The following is a 16280-nucleotide window of genomic DNA, read 5'->3' on the forward strand; positions in this document are numbered from 1 at the left end:
CCCGGTGTCAGCGGGCGTGGCTAATGGAATCTCGGTGCCATCCGACTCAAACAGCCTCGCGGCGTCGTCGGATGCAGGGAAGGCGACCTTGTGAGCCGCCAACCGTTTATCGTGTTATGCGCCGACCACGGTCGGACTGATGACCTGATTGAGGTCGCCCGCACGTGCCGGTGCGATGCCTGCCTCGAATTCCGGCCGGAAATACTTGATCGCGCTGCCCAGAGGTTCCACGGCGCCCGGTGCGTGGGCGCAGAAGGTTTTGCCTGGGCCGAGGAAGTTGACCAACCCCAGCAGCGTCTCGATATCGCCCGGTTGACCCTGGCCATTCTCGAGGGCGCGCAGCATTTTCACGCTCCACGGCAAGCCATCGCGGCACGGCGTGCAGAAACCGCACGACTCCTGGGCGAAGAACTCTTCCATGTTGCGCAGCAGCGAAACCATGTTGACCTTGTCGTCCACCGCCATCGCCAGACCGGTACCCATCCGGGTGCCGACCTTGGCCACGCCGCCGGCGTAGAACTGGCAATCGAGGTGTTCCGGCAACAGGAAACCGGTACCGGCGCCGCCGGGCTGCCAGCACTTGAGCTTGAAGCCGTCGCGCATGCCACCGGCGTAGTCTTCGAACAGCTCGCGAGCGGGGAGGCCGAACGGCAGTTCCCACAGGCCAGGGTTCTTCACCTTGCCGGAGAAGCCCATCAGCTTGGTGCCGTGGTCTTCGCTGCCTTCGCGGGCGAGGGACTTGTACCAGTCGTTACCGTTGTTAACGATGGCCGGGACGTTGCACAGGGTTTCGACGTTGTTCACGCAGGTCGGCTTGCCCCATACGCCCACCGCAGCGGGGAAGGGCGGCTTGGAGCGCGGATTGGCGCGACGGCCTTCGAGGGAGTTGATCAGCGCGGTTTCTTCACCGCAGATGTAACGCCCTGCACCGGTGTGCACGATCAGCTCGAAATCAAAACCGCTCCCGAGGATGTTCTTGCCCAGCAGGCCGGCGGCTTCGGCTTCTTTCACCGCGCGGCGCAGGTGCACCGCCGCAGTGGTGTATTCGCCGCGCAGGAAGATGTAACCGCGGTAGGCCTTCAGCGCGCGCGCACTGATCAGCATGCCCTCGATCAGCAGATGGGGCTGTTGCTCCATCAGCATGCGGTCTTTCCAGGTGTTCGGCTCCATCTCATCGGCGTTACACAGCAGGTAACGGATGTTCATGGATTCGTCTTTGGGCATCAGCCCCCACTTCACGCCCGTGGGAAAACCTGCACCGCCGCGGCCTTTAAGGCCGGAGTCTTTGACAGCCTGGACGATTTCGTCCGGCGACAGCGTCGCAAACGCTTTGCGCGCCGCGGCGTAGCCGTCTTTCTTCTGGTATTCATCGAGCCATACCGGCTCGCCGTCATCGCGCAGACGCCAGGTCAGCGGATGGGTTTCCGGGGCGCGAGTGATGAGGTTGGCGGGGCCGAAGGAAGTGATGGTCATACGTAACCCTCCAGCAGCGGGGCGACGCCCGCGGGCTGCAGATTGCCGAAAGTATCGTCGTCGATCATGACCGCCGGCGCCTTGTCACAGTTGCCCAGGCAGCAGGCCGGCAACAGCGTGAAGCGGCCGTCGGCGGTGGTCTGACCCAGGCCGATGCCCAGCTTGCTCTGAATCTCGCTGACGATGTCTTCGTGACCGGCGATGAAACAGACCATGCTGTTGCAGACGCGAATGATGTGGCGGCCCACCGGCTGACGGAAGATCTGGCTATAGAATGTCGCCACGCCTTCAACGTCGCTGGCAGGGATGCCCAGCACTTCACCGATGGCGTAGATGGCGCCGTCCGGCACCCAGCCGCGTTCTTTCTGGACGATTTTCAGGGCTTCGATGGACGCCGCGCGCGGGTCCTCGTAGTGATGCATTTCGTGCTCGATGGCCGAGCGCTCGGATTCGCTCAGGGCGAAACGGTCTGTCTGGATAAGCGTGCTGTTCATGCTTAGCGGTCCACGTCGGCCATAACGAAGTCGATACTACCCAGGTACGCGATCAAGTCCGCGACCATGCTGCCTTTGATCACCGAAGGGATCTGCTGCAGGTGCGGGTAGCTTGGGGTGCGAATCCGGGTACGGTAGCTCATGGTGCCGCCGTCGCTCGTCAGGTAATAACTGTTGATGCCCTTGGTCGCCTCGATCATCTGGAAGGATTCGTTGGCCGGCATGACCGGGCCCCACGAAACCTGCAGGAAGTGCGTGATCAGGGTTTCGATGTGCTGCAGGGTGCGTTCTTTCGGCGGCGGCGTGGTCAGCGGGTGATCCGCCTTGTACGGCCCGGCCGGCATGTTGCGCATGCACTGCTCGATGATCTTCAGGCTCTGGCGCATCTCTTCGACACGCACGATGCAGCGATCGTAGGCGTCGCCATCGTGGGCCAGGGGCACTTCGAACTCGAAGTTCTCGTAACCCGAATACGGACGCGCCTTGCGCAGGTCGAAGTCCAGACCGGTCGCCCGCAGGCTAGGTCCGGTGACGCCCCATTCCAGCGCTTCCTTGGTGTTGTACGCGGCAACGCCGACGGTACGACCTTTGAGGATGCTGTTTTGCAGTGCCGCTTTGGTGTACTCGTCCAGACGCTTGGGCATCCAGTCGATGAAGTCCTTGACCAGTTTCTCCCAGCCGCGGGGCAGGTCGTGGGCAACGCCGCCGATACGGAACCAGGCCGGGTGCAGGCGGAAACCGGTGACGGCTTCGATCACGGTGTAGGCGCGCTGACGGTCAGTGAACGTGAAGAACACCGGGGTCATGGCGCCGACGTCCTGGATGTAGGTCCCCAGGAACAGCAGGTGGCTGGTGATGCGGAAGAACTCGGACATCATGATGCGGATGACGTTGACCCGATCCGGCACGGTGATGCCGGCCAGTTTCTCGACCGAGAGCACGTACGGCAGGTTGTTCATCACGCCGCCGAGGTAATCGATGCGGTCGGTGTACGGAATGTAGCTGTGCCAGGACTGGCGCTCGGCCATCTTCTCGGCGCCACGGTGGTGGTAACCGATGTCCGGCACGCAGTCGACGATCTCTTCGCCGTCCAGCTGCAGGATGATGCGGAATGCACCGTGGGCCGAAGGGTGGTTCGGGCCCAGGTTGAGGAACATGTAGTCCTCGTTGGTGCCGGAACGCTTCATGCCCCAGTCTTCCGGACGAAAGCGCGCGGCTTCCTCTTCCAGCTGCTGCTTGGCGAGGGTCAGGCTGTAGGGGTCGAATTCGGTGGCACGGGCCGGGAAATCCTTGCGCAGCGGGTGACCTTCCCAGGTCGGCGGCATCATGATGCGGGTCAGGTGCGGGTGGCCCGGGAAGTCGATCCCGAACATGTCCCACACTTCACGCTCGTACCAGTTGGCGTTTGGCCAGATGCCGGTCACGGTCGGCATGCTCAGGTCGCTTTCGGAAAGCGCAACCTTGATCATCACGTCACTGTTACGTTCTATCGACATCAGGTGATAGAACACGGTGAAGTCGGCGTCCGGCAGGCCACGTCGCTTGGTCCGCAGGCGTTCGTCGACGCCGTGCAGGTCGTACAGCATCACGTACGGCTTGGGCATCTGACGCAGGAAGGTCAGGATCTCGATCAGCCGGGCGCGTTGCACCCACAGCACGGGCATGCCAGTGACGGTGGACTGGGCGCTGAAGGCTTCAGCGCCAAAACGGTTATGGAGTTCAACGACGACCTCTTGGTCGTCAGCCTTGTGAGGCGGGATGTACAGAGCGGTGTCTGCAGTCATAGGTCTCGATCGCTATCGGTCAACGTACAGAATGAACCCAGGTTCAGGCTTCTTTTTGTAAAAGAAAAACTGGATCAGACTTCGTCGGGGCTGCGCAGGTTGGTCACCGCAATACGCTGTTCGCGGCGCTGTTCCTTCTGCGACGGCATCTCGGCGCGATAAACGCCCTGGTCACCGACGACCCAGGAAAGAGGACGACGCTCCTGTCCAATGGATTCCTGCAACAGCATCAAGCCTTGCAGAAATGCCTCTGGGCGGGGCGGGCAGCCGGGCACGTAAACATCCACGGGGAGGAATTTATCCACGCCCTGAACCACTGAGTAGATGTCGTACATGCCACCGGAGTTGGCACAGGCGCCCATGGAGATCACCCACTTGGGCTCCAGCATCTGCTCGTAGAGGCGCTGGATGATCGGGGCCATCTTCAGAAACGGTGTACCGGCGATCACCATGAAATCCGCCTGACGCGGCGATGCCCGGATGACTTCGGCGCCGAAGCGCGCGATGTCGTGGGGGGCAGTGAAGGCGGTGGTCATTTCCACATAGCAGCACGACAGACCGAAGTTGTACGGCCAAAGGGAGTTCTTGCGACCCCAGTTGACGGCACCATTCAGTACGTCTTCGAGCTTGCCCATGTAGATGTTTTTGTGGACTTGATCTTCTAACGGATCGGAAACGACTTCGCGTTCGCCGATGGGGTACTGCTCGTTAGGAGCATCCGGGTCGATCCTGGTGAGATTATATTGCATTGCCAAAGCCTCATTGTTTTAGCTTCGCCTGCCGGTTACGACGACCAACGGGAGCCCAATCGAGCGCCCCTACCCGCCATAGGTAGACAAGACCTGCCAACAGAATTGCTATGAAAACGAGCGCTTCGGCGAAGCCGGTCCAGCCGCTTTCGCGGACGGACACAGACCAGGCGTACAGAAAGAGGGCTTCAATGTCGAAAATCACGAACAGCATCGCGACCAGATAGAATTTTGCCGAGAGGCGCAGACGGGCGCCGCCGGTGGGCAGCATGCCGGATTCAAACGGTTCGTTTTTGCTGCGGCCCCAGGCTTTGGAACCCAGCAGGCTGGAAAGGCCGAGCATGAAGGCGCAGAGGCCGACGACACCAAGGAGAAACACGGCGAAGCCCCAATTGTGGGCAATCAATCCTGTCGAGTCGGGCATGCTGGCAGTCCTTAACAGAGAGCAAAGGTCTCTGGGCTTGAAAGAAGTAGAAGCAGTGACGATATGTCGCAGTGCGATCAATCCCGGGATTTTATGTGCAAAAGGAGGGCAAGTAAATTTTCTGCATCAAATTTATTCGCAGGATTAATGAGATAGGTCACGGTTTTCATGCTTAGCCCCAGCAGGGGCGGGCGTCGAAGGCGCTTTGGAGAAATATTTATCGTAGGGCAGGCCGGCAATTAGCCACGACTTAAATGATAATAAATATCATTTGGAGAGGGTGATTATCATGTGTCACTGCGACGTGACGAAGTTCCCGTTAATTATCGCGGGGAAGTTATCCGGTTATTGATGGCCTGATTAATTAACTTTTATCGGCTGATGAGAGTTGTCTATCGTTAATAGTTGACTGTCAACGTAGGTTAATTCCGGACAGTCAGCAGAAAGCCGCCCGAAGGCGGCTCCTGTATTCGGTAGGACCGTCGTTCACCGCGAAGCAGGGGCTTCGAACAGTGTTAATGAAACTGCTCTTCTTCCGTCGAGCCGGTCAATGCGGTCACCGAAGACTTGCCGCCCTGAATGACCGTGGTCATGTCATCAAAGTACCCGGTGCCCACTTCCTGCTGGTGCGCCACGAACGTGTAGCCCTTGGCGGCGTCGGCGAACTCCTGTTCTTGCAGCTTCACGTAGGCAGTCATGTCGTTGCGGGCGTAGTCATGGGCCAGGTTGAACATGCTGTGCCACATATTGTGGATACCGGCCAGGGTGATGAACTGATGCTTGTAGCCCATTGCTGACAGCTCGCGCTGAAATTTCGCGATGGTCGCGTCGTCCAGGTTCTTCTTCCAGTTGAAGGAAGGCGAGCAGTTGTACGACAGCAGCTGATCCGGGTATTCCTTCTTGATCGCTTCGGCGAAGCGACGGGCCTCGTCCAGATCCGGCTTGGCGGTTTCACACCAGATGAGATCGGCATACGGCGCGTACGCCAGGCCGCGGGCAATGGCCTGGTCCAGGCCGGCACGTACTTTGTAGAAGCCTTCCGGCGTGCGGGTGCCGGTGACGAACGGCTGGTCGTACGGATCGCAGTCCGACGTCAGCAGGTCCGCCGCGTTGGCGTCGGTGCGCGCCAGAATGATGGTCGGCACGCCGGCAACGTCAGCCGCCAGACGTGCGGCCACCAGTTTCTGTACCGCCTCCTGGGTGGGGACCAGAACCTTGCCGCCCATGTGACCGCATTTTTTCACGGACGCCAGTTGGTCTTCGAAGTGCACGCCGGCAGCGCCTGCCTCGATCATGCTCTTCATCAGCTCGTAGGCATTGAGCACGCCGCCGAAACCGGCTTCGGCGTCGGCCACGATCGGCGCGAAATAATCGATATAGCCTTCGTCGCCCGGGTTCTTGCCGGCTTTCCACTGGATCTGGTCCGCGCGGCGAAACGAGTTATTGATGCGCTTGACCACGGTCGGCACCGAATCCACCGGGTACAGCGACTGATCGGGGTACATCGATTCGGCGGAGTTGTTGTCCGCCGCGACTTGCCAGCCAGACAGGTAGATCGCCTGGATACCGGCTTTGACTTGTTGCACGGCCTGACCGCCAGTGAGAGCGCCCATGCAGTTGACGAAATCCTTGTCGGGACGAAAGGACGGCTTGGCGCCCTGGGTCACCAGGTTCCACAGCTTTTCAGCGCCCAGCTTTGCAAACGTGTGTTCAGGCTGAACCGAGCCACGCAGGCGGACGACGTCAGCAGCGGAGTAGGTGCGGGTGACGCCTTTCCAGCGTGGATTCTCGGCCCAGTCTTTCTCGATGGCTGCAATGTGTTGTTCGCGTGTCAGTGCCATGGGGTAAACCTCGTTGCTTGATGTTGTGGGTCTTGAGGTGAAGCGCCTTGCTTCGCCGCCGCCGGTCTTTCTTCAAGGCGCGCGGATGGCTGCTCGCTGATCCGGGGAGCATTGTTTCAGTCAGATTTATTCGCCATCGAGATGATGAGGCGATGAAACAGCCTTGTGGGCGTAAATGACGCTAATCGGCGCGAACGTGTTGAGTCCGAGCGCGATCAGGGAGAGTTCTGTACAACCCTTGATCAGCGGGAGCGAGGCCATCATGCCTCGGCAATTTTGCCTCGTCAAACAATTTGTAGTGCTTTTTTTGCTGCACTACATCTTTCGCATAATGGGACTTGTGGGTCAGTTTCAGGCGTGTGGGTGCTGGGAAGGGGAAGTCAGCGTGGATACTGGGTGGATACGGGAGTGGGGGCAAGATGTAGTGCCGGATCGGGCACTACATAATTAGCGGTATAACCGAAGCGGCACAGATGGACACGGTCCGTGTGGGAGCGACCGGGGTGGCGCTCCACCTTGCTCGCGAAGAGGCCACTACATCCGCTGAATCTTCATTGGCTGAGATAGAGCCTTCCTGAGCAAGCTCACTCCCACAAGATGCGCGCAGTAACTCGCGATCACATCATGTCAATCCAGGCTGTCGACCTTCACCCGCAGTTGCATGTCGTTGCTGCCCTGAGTCGAGTAGCGCCGGGCCACGCCGTGCTCATCGGCGTGGGACTGACCGCTGGCGCCCGCCAGCGTGATCCACTCGCCCAGCCGACCACTGACTTGCGTGTCGGTGCTCTGCACCTTGATCGCGTCAGCCTGTTGCTGGCTCATGCGGTCGTTGTTGGTGCTGATGCTCAGATGGACGATATCGCCGGTGACCGTCGCCGTGACATAGAAGCCCTGGGTCACGTTGCGGTATTGAGTATTGGTCTGCGGGTAGCCATAGCCATCGGACTGCACCGAGGTGATCGGTATGCTCTGGCCCATCTGGATCAGCGCCGGCGTCCCTTCGCTGGCCTGAACCTGCTGCACGCCGCCGTCGCGGCTCGCGGTGCCGTAATTCTGGATGCGCGTCCGGCCGTCGGCACTGAGGCGTCCGTCCTGCGAACGCACGGTGCCGTTGACCGAGTAGCCCTGGTCGCTCTGCACCGTGCTGTCGCTGGTGTCGACGCTGATCATCAGACGCTTGGGCGCAGTGTCGAGCTGGCCGAGGAGGTCGCGCAGTTCGCTGATCTTGTCCGGCTCGGCGTTGACGATCAGTTTGTTGCCGTAGGCATTGACGCTGCCTTCGTTGCCCAGGAACGACTTCACAGTGGGTAGCAAATCGTCGCTGGTGCGGTAATTCAGGGGGATGACTTCAGTGGCGGCCGCGGCCGTGAAGCTGCAAGCCAACAGCAGTGAAGCGAGCAGGGTGCGTAATGACATCGGTGTGGTCTCCGCGAGGGGCGCGTCTGAACGACGAGTTTGCCAGTGTGTCGGCCTGGGCAGCACCAAGTTGAATCGCAGACAGCAAAACGCCCCGGTGCTTTTGTTTCAGCTTAGGCAGCTGAAGCGCGAACGCCGGGGCGCAAATGTCGCCAGGTGCAGTCAGTGCGAGTTGCGCACCATGTCCACGTGGGGCAGGCCGGCTTCAAGAAACTCGTCGCTCACCACGGTAAAGCCAAAGCGCTCATACAGCGCCGTGGCATGAACCTGTGCGCTGAGCCGCGTCTGTTTCAGGTCGCGGCGCTCTGCTTCGGCGAGGATCGCGGTGATCAACGCCTCACCCACGTTCAGGCCGCGCCAGTCCTTGAGCACGGACAATCGGCCGAATTCACCATCGGGCAGCAAGCGCGCGGTGCCCACGGCGTAATCCCCTTCAAGCGCCAGAAAGTGCAGGGCGCCTGCATCTTCCGAGTCCCATTCCAGTTCGGGTGGAACCGACTGTTCAAACACGAACACGGCGTCACGAATTCGCCGAATGTCGGCGTTGTCTTTCTGCCAGTCGGCTACCCGTACGTGGATCTTATTCATCAGCAAACCCCAGACTTCCTTGTTTGACCAGCTCACAGAGCAGGTTACGTCCATCATCATCTGCCAGCCATTGGCCCAGATTGTCGATGTGCAGCGCATCGGCCGCGCAGATCATTTTCAGCAGTTCACGCAGATGGCCCGGCAACAGACGGCTCTGACCGCTGGCGAACAGCAGCAGGTCGTCGTCGACTTCCGACCACGCCAGTCGCGCGCTCGGGTTGCGGATCAGCACGGCGCCCTGTTCCAGGCTGTCGAGTAACTCGCTCTCGGCCAGTTCCGGGCCGACCACCAGTTCAGGATAGCGCGGTTCGGTCATGAACTGGCCGAACCAGGTCAACAGCAGGCGCTCGTCACCCATGTGCTCGGCGAGCAAGCCCTTCAGGCGGTCAAGGGCGTCGTGTTGAATCTGGTGCGGATCGCTGACCGGTTGCGCGTCGGCGTCGGTGTAACGCTCTTCTTCAGGCATGAACTGGCTGAGGAAGTCCGTGAAGTGGGTCAGCACTTCGGCGGCGCTTGGCGCGCGGAACCCGACGGAGTAGGTCAGGCACTCATCCACCGCGACGCCGCAGTGGGCGAGGCGCGGCGGCAGGTAGAGCATGTCGCCCGGTTCCAGCGTCCACTCGTCGGTACCCTGGAAGTCGGCAAGGATGCGCAGGTCGGCGTGCTCGAGTAGCTTGCTTTCGGAGTCGCACATCTGGCCGATCTGCCAGTGACGCTTACCATGGCCCTGCAGCAGGAACACGTCGTAGTTGTCGAAATGCGGACCCACGCTGCCGCCCGGCGCGGCGTAGCTGATCATCACGTCATCGATGCGCCAGCTCGGCAGGAAGCGGAAGTTTTCCAACAATTCGCTGACTTCGGGAACGAACTGATCAACCGCCTGGACCAGCAGGGTCCACTCGCGCTCTGGCAAGGTGCTGAAGTCGTCCTCGGCGAACGGGCCGCGACGCAGCTCCCACGGGCGCTCGCCTTTCTCGAGGACCAGGCGCGATTCAACTTCTTCTTCCAGTGCCAGGCCGGCCAATTCGTCAGCATCGATCGGGCTCTGGAAATCCGGAATGGCCTGACGGATCAGCAAAGGTTTCTTCTGCCAGTAGTCACGCAGGAACTCGCGCGCTGTGATGCCACCTAGGAGCTGAAGAGGGATGTCAGGATTCATGTGTAACCTATTGAAAAAACGGATTTTTACGACGGGAATAAAAACGCCCGGCTCAGCCGGGCGTTCAGAGCGGGTGCAGTGCGGTCAGATGCGCTTGGCTTGCGCCACGGCGTTGCCGATATAGTTCGCCGGGGTGAGCTTCTTCAGCTCGGCCTTGGCTTCGGCAGGCATGTCCAGGCCGTCGATGAAGGTCAGCAGCGCTTCAGGGCCGATGCCCTTGCCGCGCGTCAATTCCTTGAGCTTCTCGTACGGGTTTTCGATGTCGTAGCGACGCATGACCGTCTGGATCGGCTCGGCCAGGACTTCCCAGCAAGCGTCCAGATCGGCGGCGATCTTCTGCTCGTTGAGCTCCAGCTTGCCGATGCCTTTGAGGCTCGCTTCGTAGGCAATCACGCTGTGAGCAAAGCCCACGCCGAGGTTGCGCAGCACGGTGGAGTCGGTCAGGTCACGCTGCCAGCGGGAGATCGGCAACTTGCTGGCCAGATGCTGGAACAGCGCGTTGGCGATGCCGAGGTTGCCTTCGGAGTTTTCGAAGTCGATCGGGTTGACCTTGTGCGGCATGGTCGACGAACCGATTTCACCGGCGATGGTGCGCTGCTTGAAATAGCCCAGAGAGATGTAGCCCCAGATGTCGCGGTCGAAGTCGATCAGGATCGTGTTGTAGCGGGCGATCGCGTCGAACAGCTCGGCGATGTAGTCGTGGGGTTCGATCTGCGTGGTGTAGGGGTTGAAACCCAGACCCAGCTCGTCTTCGATGAAGGCGCGGGCGTTGGCTTCCCAGTCAATGTCCGGGTAGGCCGACAGGTGCGCGTTGTAGTTGCCGACGGCGCCGTTGATCTTGCCCAGCAGCGGCACGGCAGCGACTTGAGCGATCTGACGCTCCAGGCGGTAGACGACGTTCGCCAGTTCCTTGCCCAGGGTGGTCGGCGAGGCCGGCTGCCCGTGGGTGCGCGACAGCATCGGCACGGCGGCGAAACGGATCGCCAGCTCGCGGATGGACTCGGCGATCTGGCGCATCAGCGGCAGCAGCACGGTGTCACGGCCTTCGCGCAGCATCAGCGCGTGGGACAGGTTGTTGATGTCTTCGCTGGTGCAGGCGAAGTGGATGAACTCGCTGACCTTGGCCAGCTCCGGCAACTTGGCAGCCTGCTCCTTGAGCAGGTACTCGATGGCCTTGACGTCGTGATTGGTGGTGCGCTCGATCTCTTTGACACGCTCGGCGTGCTCGAGAGCGAAATCGTTGGCCAGGGCATCGAGGATGGCGTTGGCTTCGGCGGAGAAGGCCGGGACTTCAGGGATTTGCGGGTGAGCCGCCAGGCGTTGCAGCCAGCGCACTTCCACCAGGGCGCGGAAACGGATCAGGCCGTATTCGCTGAAAATCGGGCGCAGGGCCTGGGTTTTGCCGGCGTAGCGGCCATCTACAGGGGAAACCGCAGTGAGCGAAGAAAGCTGCATAGGGTGTTCTCGGACTGTCGGGCAACGAAAAGGGGCGCGTATCATACATGAAAATTCCGGTCAGCCGAGGCTGGCTGACCGTTATGAGTCGCGCGATGTCGGGTCGGAAGCGAGCTGAAGGGCGTTGGCCCCTCAGCGGTGAAGCAATGGATACAGTTCTTTCAATAACTTGCGGCGGCTGATGACCAGTTGCCAGCGGTGACCGCCCACTTGTCGCCAAAGTCGCGCGCAACGAATCCCGGCCAGCAAAAGCGCGCGGATTTTCGACGCATTGTTGGGTTGCTGCAGATTGCGCATGTCGCCGTGGACCTGAATCCGCTGGCGCAAGGTGCTCAGGGTGTCCTGATACAGCGCGCCGCTGGCGGCAATGACGTTCTCGTGAGCAATACCGAAATGCTCGACCTGGGATTTGATCTGCGGCAGGCGCTTGCCGATGGTGTCGAGCATGTCGTCGCGCTTGGACAGTTGACGCTCCAGGCCCAGCATCGCCAGGGCATAACGCAATGGTTCCCGTTGCAACGTGGCCGGATCGCGTTCCAGGGCGCTGGCGAGGGCGCGGTAGCCCTCGTGCAGATTCAGGTCGTCGCCACCGAACACGTCCAGCGTGTCTTTCGGGTCCATGACCAGCAGGGTGCCCATCATACAGCCCACGGCGGCTTCACCGGCCTGACCGGTCTTGGCGATGCGATCGACCAGCACGGCGGCCTGAAAGACCCCCGCCAGGGCGACGAGTTGTTCCTGAATCGGGGTCATCAACGTGCGTCCCTGGTGTGCCACGGCTCGGCGATTTCGATGACGCCGCCGCCCAGGCAGACCTCGCCGTCGTAAAACACGACGGACTGGCCGGGCGTGACCGCGCGTTGCGGCTCGTCGAAGGTGGCGCGGTAACCGCTTTCAGTGCGTTCCAGGGTGCAGCGCTGGTCGCTTTGGCGGTACCGCACTTTGGCGGTCAGCTGGCGCGGACTGCTCAGGTCGATCGGGTTGACCCAGTAGATCTCAGAGGCGAGCAGGGCGCGGGAAAACAGCCACGGATGCTCGTTGCCCTGGCCGACGATCAGCTCGTTGTGCTCCAGGTCCTTGACCAGTACGTACCACGGCTCATCACCGGCATCTTTCAGCCCGCCGATGCCCAGGCCCTGGCGCTGGCCGATGGTGTGGTACATCAGGCCGGCGTGGCGACCGATGACTTCGCCTTCGGTGGTCTTGATTTCGCCGGGCTGCGCAGGCAGATATTGCTTGAGGAAGTCGGTGAAGCGACGCTCGCCGATGAAGCAAATGCCGGTCGAGTCCTTCTTCTTCGCGGTCGCCAGCTGGTATTTCTCGGCGATGGCGCGCACCTGGGGCTTCTCCAGTTCGCCGACCGGGAACAGCGTCTTGGCGATCTGCTCGCCGCCGACGGCATGCAGGAAGTAGCTCTGGTCCTTGTTCGGGTCCAGGCCCTTGAGCAGTTCGGTGCGGCCGTCGATGTCGCGGCGACGCACGTAGTGACCGGTCGCGATCAGGTCGGCGCCGAGCATGAAGGCGTAGTCGAGGAAGGCTTTGAACTTGATTTCGCGGTTGCACAGGATGTCCGGGTTCGGCGTGCGCCCGGCTTTGTATTCCTCGAGGAAGTGTTCGAAGACGTGGTCCCAGTACTCGGCCGCGAAGTTCACGGTGTGCAGTTTGATACCGATCTTGTCGCACACGGCCTGGGCGTCCGCGAGGTCGTCCATGGCGGTGCAGTATTCCGTTCCGTCGTCTTCTTCCCAGTTCTTCATGAACAGGCCTTCCACCTGGTACCCCTGCTCCATGAGCAGAAGGGCGGAGACCGAAGAATCCACGCCGCCGGACATGCCGACAATGACGCGCTTCTTTTCTGTATCGGAAAAGGCTGAATCAGACATAGGAATTCGATTGGGTAGCAGCAGGAAAGGGCGCGATTCTAACAGGGAGTCGGCGCCAAGGCTAAAAGCTATTCAGTTGCGCTGGGCGGCCGGTCAGTCGCGCACAACCTCGATGCTGTGAATCGGACCTGTCAGGTAGTCGTCCACGCAGCGCAATACCAGCTCGCTGCGCCAGCGCTCCGGTTGGCTGGCGAGTTCGTCGCGGCTGAACCAGGGGGCGCCGACGATGCCGGTGTCCAGCGCACGCTCGGGGTGGTGTCGCGTCGCTTTGGCCGAAAAACACACACGCTGATAGGTCACGCCATTGCTTGGCGCAGTGTACAGGTAGATGCCGACGACGCCCGTCAGCTCGACGTCCCAGCCGGTTTCTTCAAGGGTTTCGCGGATGGCCGCTTCACGCAACGTCTCATCAGGCTCCAGGTGCCCGGCCGGCTGATTGAGCACCAGCTTGCCGTTTTTCAGTTCTTCAACGAACAGGAAACGGCCGTTGTCTTCGATGACGGTTGCGACGGTGATGTGGGGGTGCCAGGTCATGGATAGTTCGCTCATGCGGCAGGTGTCAAAGATAGGTCGTGTATTCAGATTGCAGTACTGCGCACAAACACAAACCCCGGCACGGGGCCGGGGTCTGTGGTCGAGCACTACAACCTTACTTCAACGCGTTGATCGCGTCGTTCAGGGTCTTGCTTGGGCGCATGGCGTTGCTGGCCAGTTCCGGGGTAGGGAAGTAGTAGCCGCCGATGTCCAATGGCTTGCCCTGTACGCTGTTCAGCTCGGCGACGATGGTCGCTTCATTGTCAGCCAGGGTTTTTGCAAGCTCGGTGAACTTGGCTTGCAGCGCCGTATCTTCGGTCTGTGCCGCCAGAGCCTGAGCCCAGTAGGTGGCCAGGTAGAAGTGGCTGCCACGGTTGTCGATACCGCCGACCTTGCGCGATGGCGACTTGTTGTTGTCCAGGAACTGGCCGGTGGCCTTGTCCAGGGCGGTGGCAAGTACCAGCGCTTTCGGGTTGTCGTAGACGTTGCCCAAGTGCTCGAGAGACGCGGCCAGCGCCAGGAATTCACCCAGCGAATCCCAGCGCAGGAAATTCTCTTCGTTCAGCTGTTGAACGTGCTTCGGCGCCGAACCGCCTGCGCCGGTTTCGAACAGACCACCGCCGCTCATCAGCGGCACGATGGACAGCATCTTGGCGCTGGTGCCCAGTTCCATGATCGGGAACAGGTCGGTCAGGTAGTCGCGCAGCACGTTGCCGGTCACCGAAATGGTGTCCTTGCCCGCGCGGATACGCTCCAACGAAACCTTCATCGCGTCGACGGGCGACTGGATGCTGATGTCCAGGCCTGCCGTGTCGTGATCCTTCAGGTAGTGCTCGACCTTCTTGATCATCGCCGCGTCGTGGGCGCGCTCAGGGTCCAGCCAGAAAATGGCCGGGGTGCCGCTCAGGCGCGAACGGTTGACGGCCAGTTTGACCCAGTCCTGAATCGGCGCGTCTTTGGTCTGGCACATGCGCCAGATGTCGCCGGCTTCAACGGTCTGCTCCATCAAGACCTGACCTTTGTCGTCGGTCACACGGACCACGCCATCGGTGTCGATCTGGAAGGTTTTGTTGTGCGAGCCGTACTCTTCGGCTTTCTGCGCCATCAGGCCAACGTTTGGCACGCTGCCCATGGTGGTCGGGTCGAAGGCGCCGTGTTGCTTGCAGTCTTCGATTACTGCCTGGTAAATGGTCGCGTAGCAACGATCCGGGATCACGGCCTTGGTGTCCTGCAGAACGCCGTCGTTGTTCCACATCTTGCCGGAATCACGAATCATCGCCGGCATCGAGGCGTCGACAATGACGTCGCTCGGCACGTGCAGGTTGGTGATGCCTTTGTCGGAGTTGACCATCGCCAGAGCAGGGCGGGTCGCGTAAACGGCTTTGACGTCCGCTTCGATCTGCGCTTGCTGGTCGGCCGGCAGGTCTTTGATGCGGGCGTACAGGTCGCCAATGCCGTTGTGCAGGTTGAAGCCGATTTCTTTCAGGACGTCAGCGTGCTTGCTCAGCGCTTCCTGATAGTACTCAGCGACGAACTCACCAAACATGATTGGGTCCGAGACCTTCATCATGGTGGCTTTCAAGTGCACGGAGAACAGCACGCCGAGCTTCTTGGCGTCTTCGATTTCACGGGCCACGAAAGCGCGCAGGGCTTTCTTGCTCATGACCGCGCAGTCGATGATCTCGCCGGCCAGTACTGAGGTCTTGTCCTTCAGCACGGTGGTGCTGCCGTCTTTGCCGATCAGCTCGATCTTCACGGCGCCAGCGGCTTCGATCAGCGAGGATTTTTCGCTGCCGTAGAAGTCACCGTTGTCCATGTGCGCCACGTGGGACTTGGAGTCCGCCGACCAGGCGCCCATCTTGTGCGGGTGCTTGCGCGCGTAGTTCTTGACGGAGAGCGGCGCTCGACGATCAGAGTTACCTTCACGCAGAACCGGGTTCACGGCGCTGCCTTTCACTTTGTCGTAGCCCGCCTGGGCAACCTTGTCGGCTTCGGTCACGACTTCATCGGGGTAGTTCGGGATGTCGTAGCCCTTGGCTTGCAGTTCCTTGATCGCGGCCTTCAGTTGTGGAACCGAGGCGCTGATGTTCGGCAGCTTGATGATGTTGGCTTCCGGCGTGGTCGCCAGTTGGCCCAGCTCTGCCAGATCGTCGGACACCTTCTTGTCACCCAGGCGCTCGGGAAAGCTGGCGAGGATGCGGGCTGCAAGCGAGATGTCGCGGGTTTCAACGGCGATGTCAGCGGAGGCGGTGAACGCTTCGATGATAGGCAGCAGTGAGTAGGTGGCGAGGGCTGGCGCTTCGTCAGTGAAGGTGTAGATGATCTTCGAGCGGTTGGACATATTCGGGATAACTCTCTTCTTTGCTGAGCGTACACAAAATTTCGAGATGCGCAGGGTAGGCACTTTCGCCCAAGGTATCGATGAGCCGAAAGTCGAGAATTTCGTCGCGTGATAGGGGGTGCATCTGTCGAGCGTCAAA

At 60.7% G+C, this 16280-nt stretch carries 14 protein-coding genes; all 14 read right to left on the bottom strand.

Annotated elements, in window-relative coordinates:
- Positions 1 to 114 precede the first annotated feature (114 nt).
- Positions 115 to 1473: an NADH-quinone oxidoreductase subunit NuoF gene (gene nuoF, locus SLW75_RS22300; RefSeq protein WP_065989122.1), complete on the bottom strand. Its 1359-nt coding sequence runs from the start codon at positions 1471 to 1473 to the stop codon at positions 115 to 117.
- Positions 1470 to 1967: an NADH-quinone oxidoreductase subunit NuoE gene (gene nuoE, locus SLW75_RS22305; protein WP_065989124.1), complete on the bottom strand. Its 498-nt coding sequence runs from the start codon at positions 1965 to 1967 to the stop codon at positions 1470 to 1472. The genes nuoF and nuoE overlap by 4 nt, the downstream gene beginning before the upstream one ends.
- Positions 1968 to 1969: 2 nt before the next feature.
- Positions 1970 to 3751 (bottom strand): NADH-quinone oxidoreductase subunit C/D, encoded by a 1782-nt coding sequence (gene nuoC, locus SLW75_RS22310; RefSeq protein WP_108122805.1) that lies wholly within the window; start codon positions 3749 to 3751, stop codon positions 1970 to 1972.
- A gap of 74 nt (positions 3752 to 3825) precedes the next feature.
- Entirely contained in the window at positions 3826 to 4500 is a 675-nt protein-coding gene (locus SLW75_RS22315) for a NuoB/complex I 20 kDa subunit family protein (RefSeq protein WP_065989126.1), read from the bottom strand.
- A gap of 10 nt (positions 4501 to 4510) precedes the next feature.
- Complete coding sequence (locus SLW75_RS22320) at positions 4511 to 4924, bottom strand: NADH-quinone oxidoreductase subunit A (RefSeq protein WP_037008823.1); 414 nt, start codon at positions 4922 to 4924, stop codon at positions 4511 to 4513.
- A 515-nt stretch (positions 4925 to 5439) separates the two neighbouring features.
- Positions 5440 to 6765: an isocitrate lyase gene (gene aceA, locus SLW75_RS22325; protein ID WP_065989127.1), complete on the bottom strand. Its 1326-nt coding sequence runs from the start codon at positions 6763 to 6765 to the stop codon at positions 5440 to 5442.
- Positions 6766 to 7392: 627 nt separating this feature from the next.
- Positions 7393 to 8181 (bottom strand): secretin N-terminal domain-containing protein, encoded by a 789-nt coding sequence (locus SLW75_RS22330; protein WP_410935463.1) that lies wholly within the window; start codon positions 8179 to 8181, stop codon positions 7393 to 7395.
- A gap of 162 nt (positions 8182 to 8343) precedes the next feature.
- A complete protein-coding gene (locus tag SLW75_RS22335) occupies positions 8344 to 8769 on the bottom strand; it encodes a GNAT family N-acetyltransferase (protein ID WP_065989671.1) in 426 nt (141 codons plus the stop codon).
- Positions 8762 to 9928 (bottom strand): cupin domain-containing protein, encoded by a 1167-nt coding sequence (locus SLW75_RS22340; RefSeq protein WP_192134588.1) that lies wholly within the window; start codon positions 9926 to 9928, stop codon positions 8762 to 8764. The genes SLW75_RS22335 and SLW75_RS22340 overlap by 8 nt, the downstream gene beginning before the upstream one ends.
- Positions 9929 to 10012: 84 nt before the next feature.
- Positions 10013 to 11383 (bottom strand): adenylosuccinate lyase, encoded by a 1371-nt coding sequence (gene purB, locus SLW75_RS22345; RefSeq protein WP_410935464.1) that lies wholly within the window; start codon positions 11381 to 11383, stop codon positions 10013 to 10015.
- A gap of 132 nt (positions 11384 to 11515) precedes the next feature.
- Positions 11516 to 12136: a high frequency lysogenization protein HflD gene (gene hflD / locus SLW75_RS22350; protein ID WP_065989140.1), complete on the bottom strand. Its 621-nt coding sequence runs from the start codon at positions 12134 to 12136 to the stop codon at positions 11516 to 11518.
- Positions 12136 to 13266, bottom strand: coding sequence for a tRNA 2-thiouridine(34) synthase MnmA (gene mnmA, locus SLW75_RS22355; RefSeq protein WP_065989142.1), 1131 nt, complete (start codon positions 13264 to 13266; stop codon positions 12136 to 12138). Before mnmA ends, hflD begins: the two co-directional genes overlap by 1 nt.
- 93 nt (positions 13267 to 13359) lie before the next feature.
- Positions 13360 to 13800, bottom strand: a complete 441-nt coding sequence (locus tag SLW75_RS22360; protein ID WP_065989143.1) for an NUDIX hydrolase — start codon at positions 13798 to 13800, stop codon at positions 13360 to 13362.
- A gap of 115 nt (positions 13801 to 13915) precedes the next feature.
- Entirely contained in the window at positions 13916 to 16141 is a 2226-nt protein-coding gene (locus SLW75_RS22365) for an NADP-dependent isocitrate dehydrogenase (RefSeq protein ID WP_065989144.1), read from the bottom strand.
- Between the last annotated feature and the right edge of the window lie 139 nt (positions 16142 to 16280).

The organism is Pseudomonas sp. W5-01, from assembly GCF_046540435.1.
GTDB classification, from domain to species: domain Bacteria; phylum Pseudomonadota; class Gammaproteobacteria; order Pseudomonadales; family Pseudomonadaceae; genus Aquipseudomonas; species Aquipseudomonas graminis_B.

What these genes read in the sequence shown, in the direction of transcription:
- nuoF (WP_065989122.1), bottom strand. Translation starts at nt 1,473, where the DNA reads ATGACCATCACTTCCTTCGGCCCCGCCAACCTCATCACTCGCGCCCCG.
- nuoE (WP_065989124.1), bottom strand. Translation starts at nt 1,967, where the DNA reads ATGAACAGCACGCTTATCCAGACAGACCGTTTCGCCCTGAGCGAATCC.
- nuoC (WP_108122805.1), bottom strand. Translation starts at nt 3,751, where the DNA reads ATGACTGCAGACACCGCTCTGTACATCCCGCCTCACAAGGCTGACGAC.
- SLW75_RS22315 (WP_065989126.1), bottom strand. Translation starts at nt 4,500, where the DNA reads ATGCAATATAATCTCACCAGGATCGACCCGGATGCTCCTAACGAGCAG.
- SLW75_RS22320 (WP_037008823.1), bottom strand. Translation starts at nt 4,924, where the DNA reads ATGCCCGACTCGACAGGATTGATTGCCCACAATTGGGGCTTCGCCGTG.
- aceA (WP_065989127.1), bottom strand. Translation starts at nt 6,765, where the DNA reads ATGGCACTGACACGCGAACAACACATTGCAGCCATCGAGAAAGACTGG.
- SLW75_RS22330 (WP_410935463.1), bottom strand. Translation starts at nt 8,181, where the DNA reads ATGTCATTACGCACCCTGCTCGCTTCACTGCTGTTGGCTTGCAGCTTC.
- SLW75_RS22335 (WP_065989671.1), bottom strand. Translation starts at nt 8,769, where the DNA reads ATGAATAAGATCCACGTACGGGTAGCCGACTGGCAGAAAGACAACGCC.
- SLW75_RS22340 (WP_192134588.1), bottom strand. Translation starts at nt 9,928, where the DNA reads ATGAATCCTGACATCCCTCTTCAGCTCCTAGGTGGCATCACAGCGCGC.
- purB (WP_410935464.1), bottom strand. Translation starts at nt 11,383, where the DNA reads ATGCAGCTTTCTTCGCTCACTGCGGTTTCCCCTGTAGATGGCCGCTAC.
- hflD (WP_065989140.1), bottom strand. Translation starts at nt 12,136, where the DNA reads ATGACCCCGATTCAGGAACAACTCGTCGCCCTGGCGGGGGTCTTTCAG.
- mnmA (WP_065989142.1), bottom strand. Translation starts at nt 13,266, where the DNA reads ATGTCTGATTCAGCCTTTTCCGATACAGAAAAGAAGCGCGTCATTGTC.
- SLW75_RS22360 (WP_065989143.1), bottom strand. Translation starts at nt 13,800, where the DNA reads ATGACCTGGCACCCCCACATCACCGTCGCAACCGTCATCGAAGACAAC.
- SLW75_RS22365 (WP_065989144.1), bottom strand. Translation starts at nt 16,141, where the DNA reads ATGTCCAACCGCTCGAAGATCATCTACACCTTCACTGACGAAGCGCCA.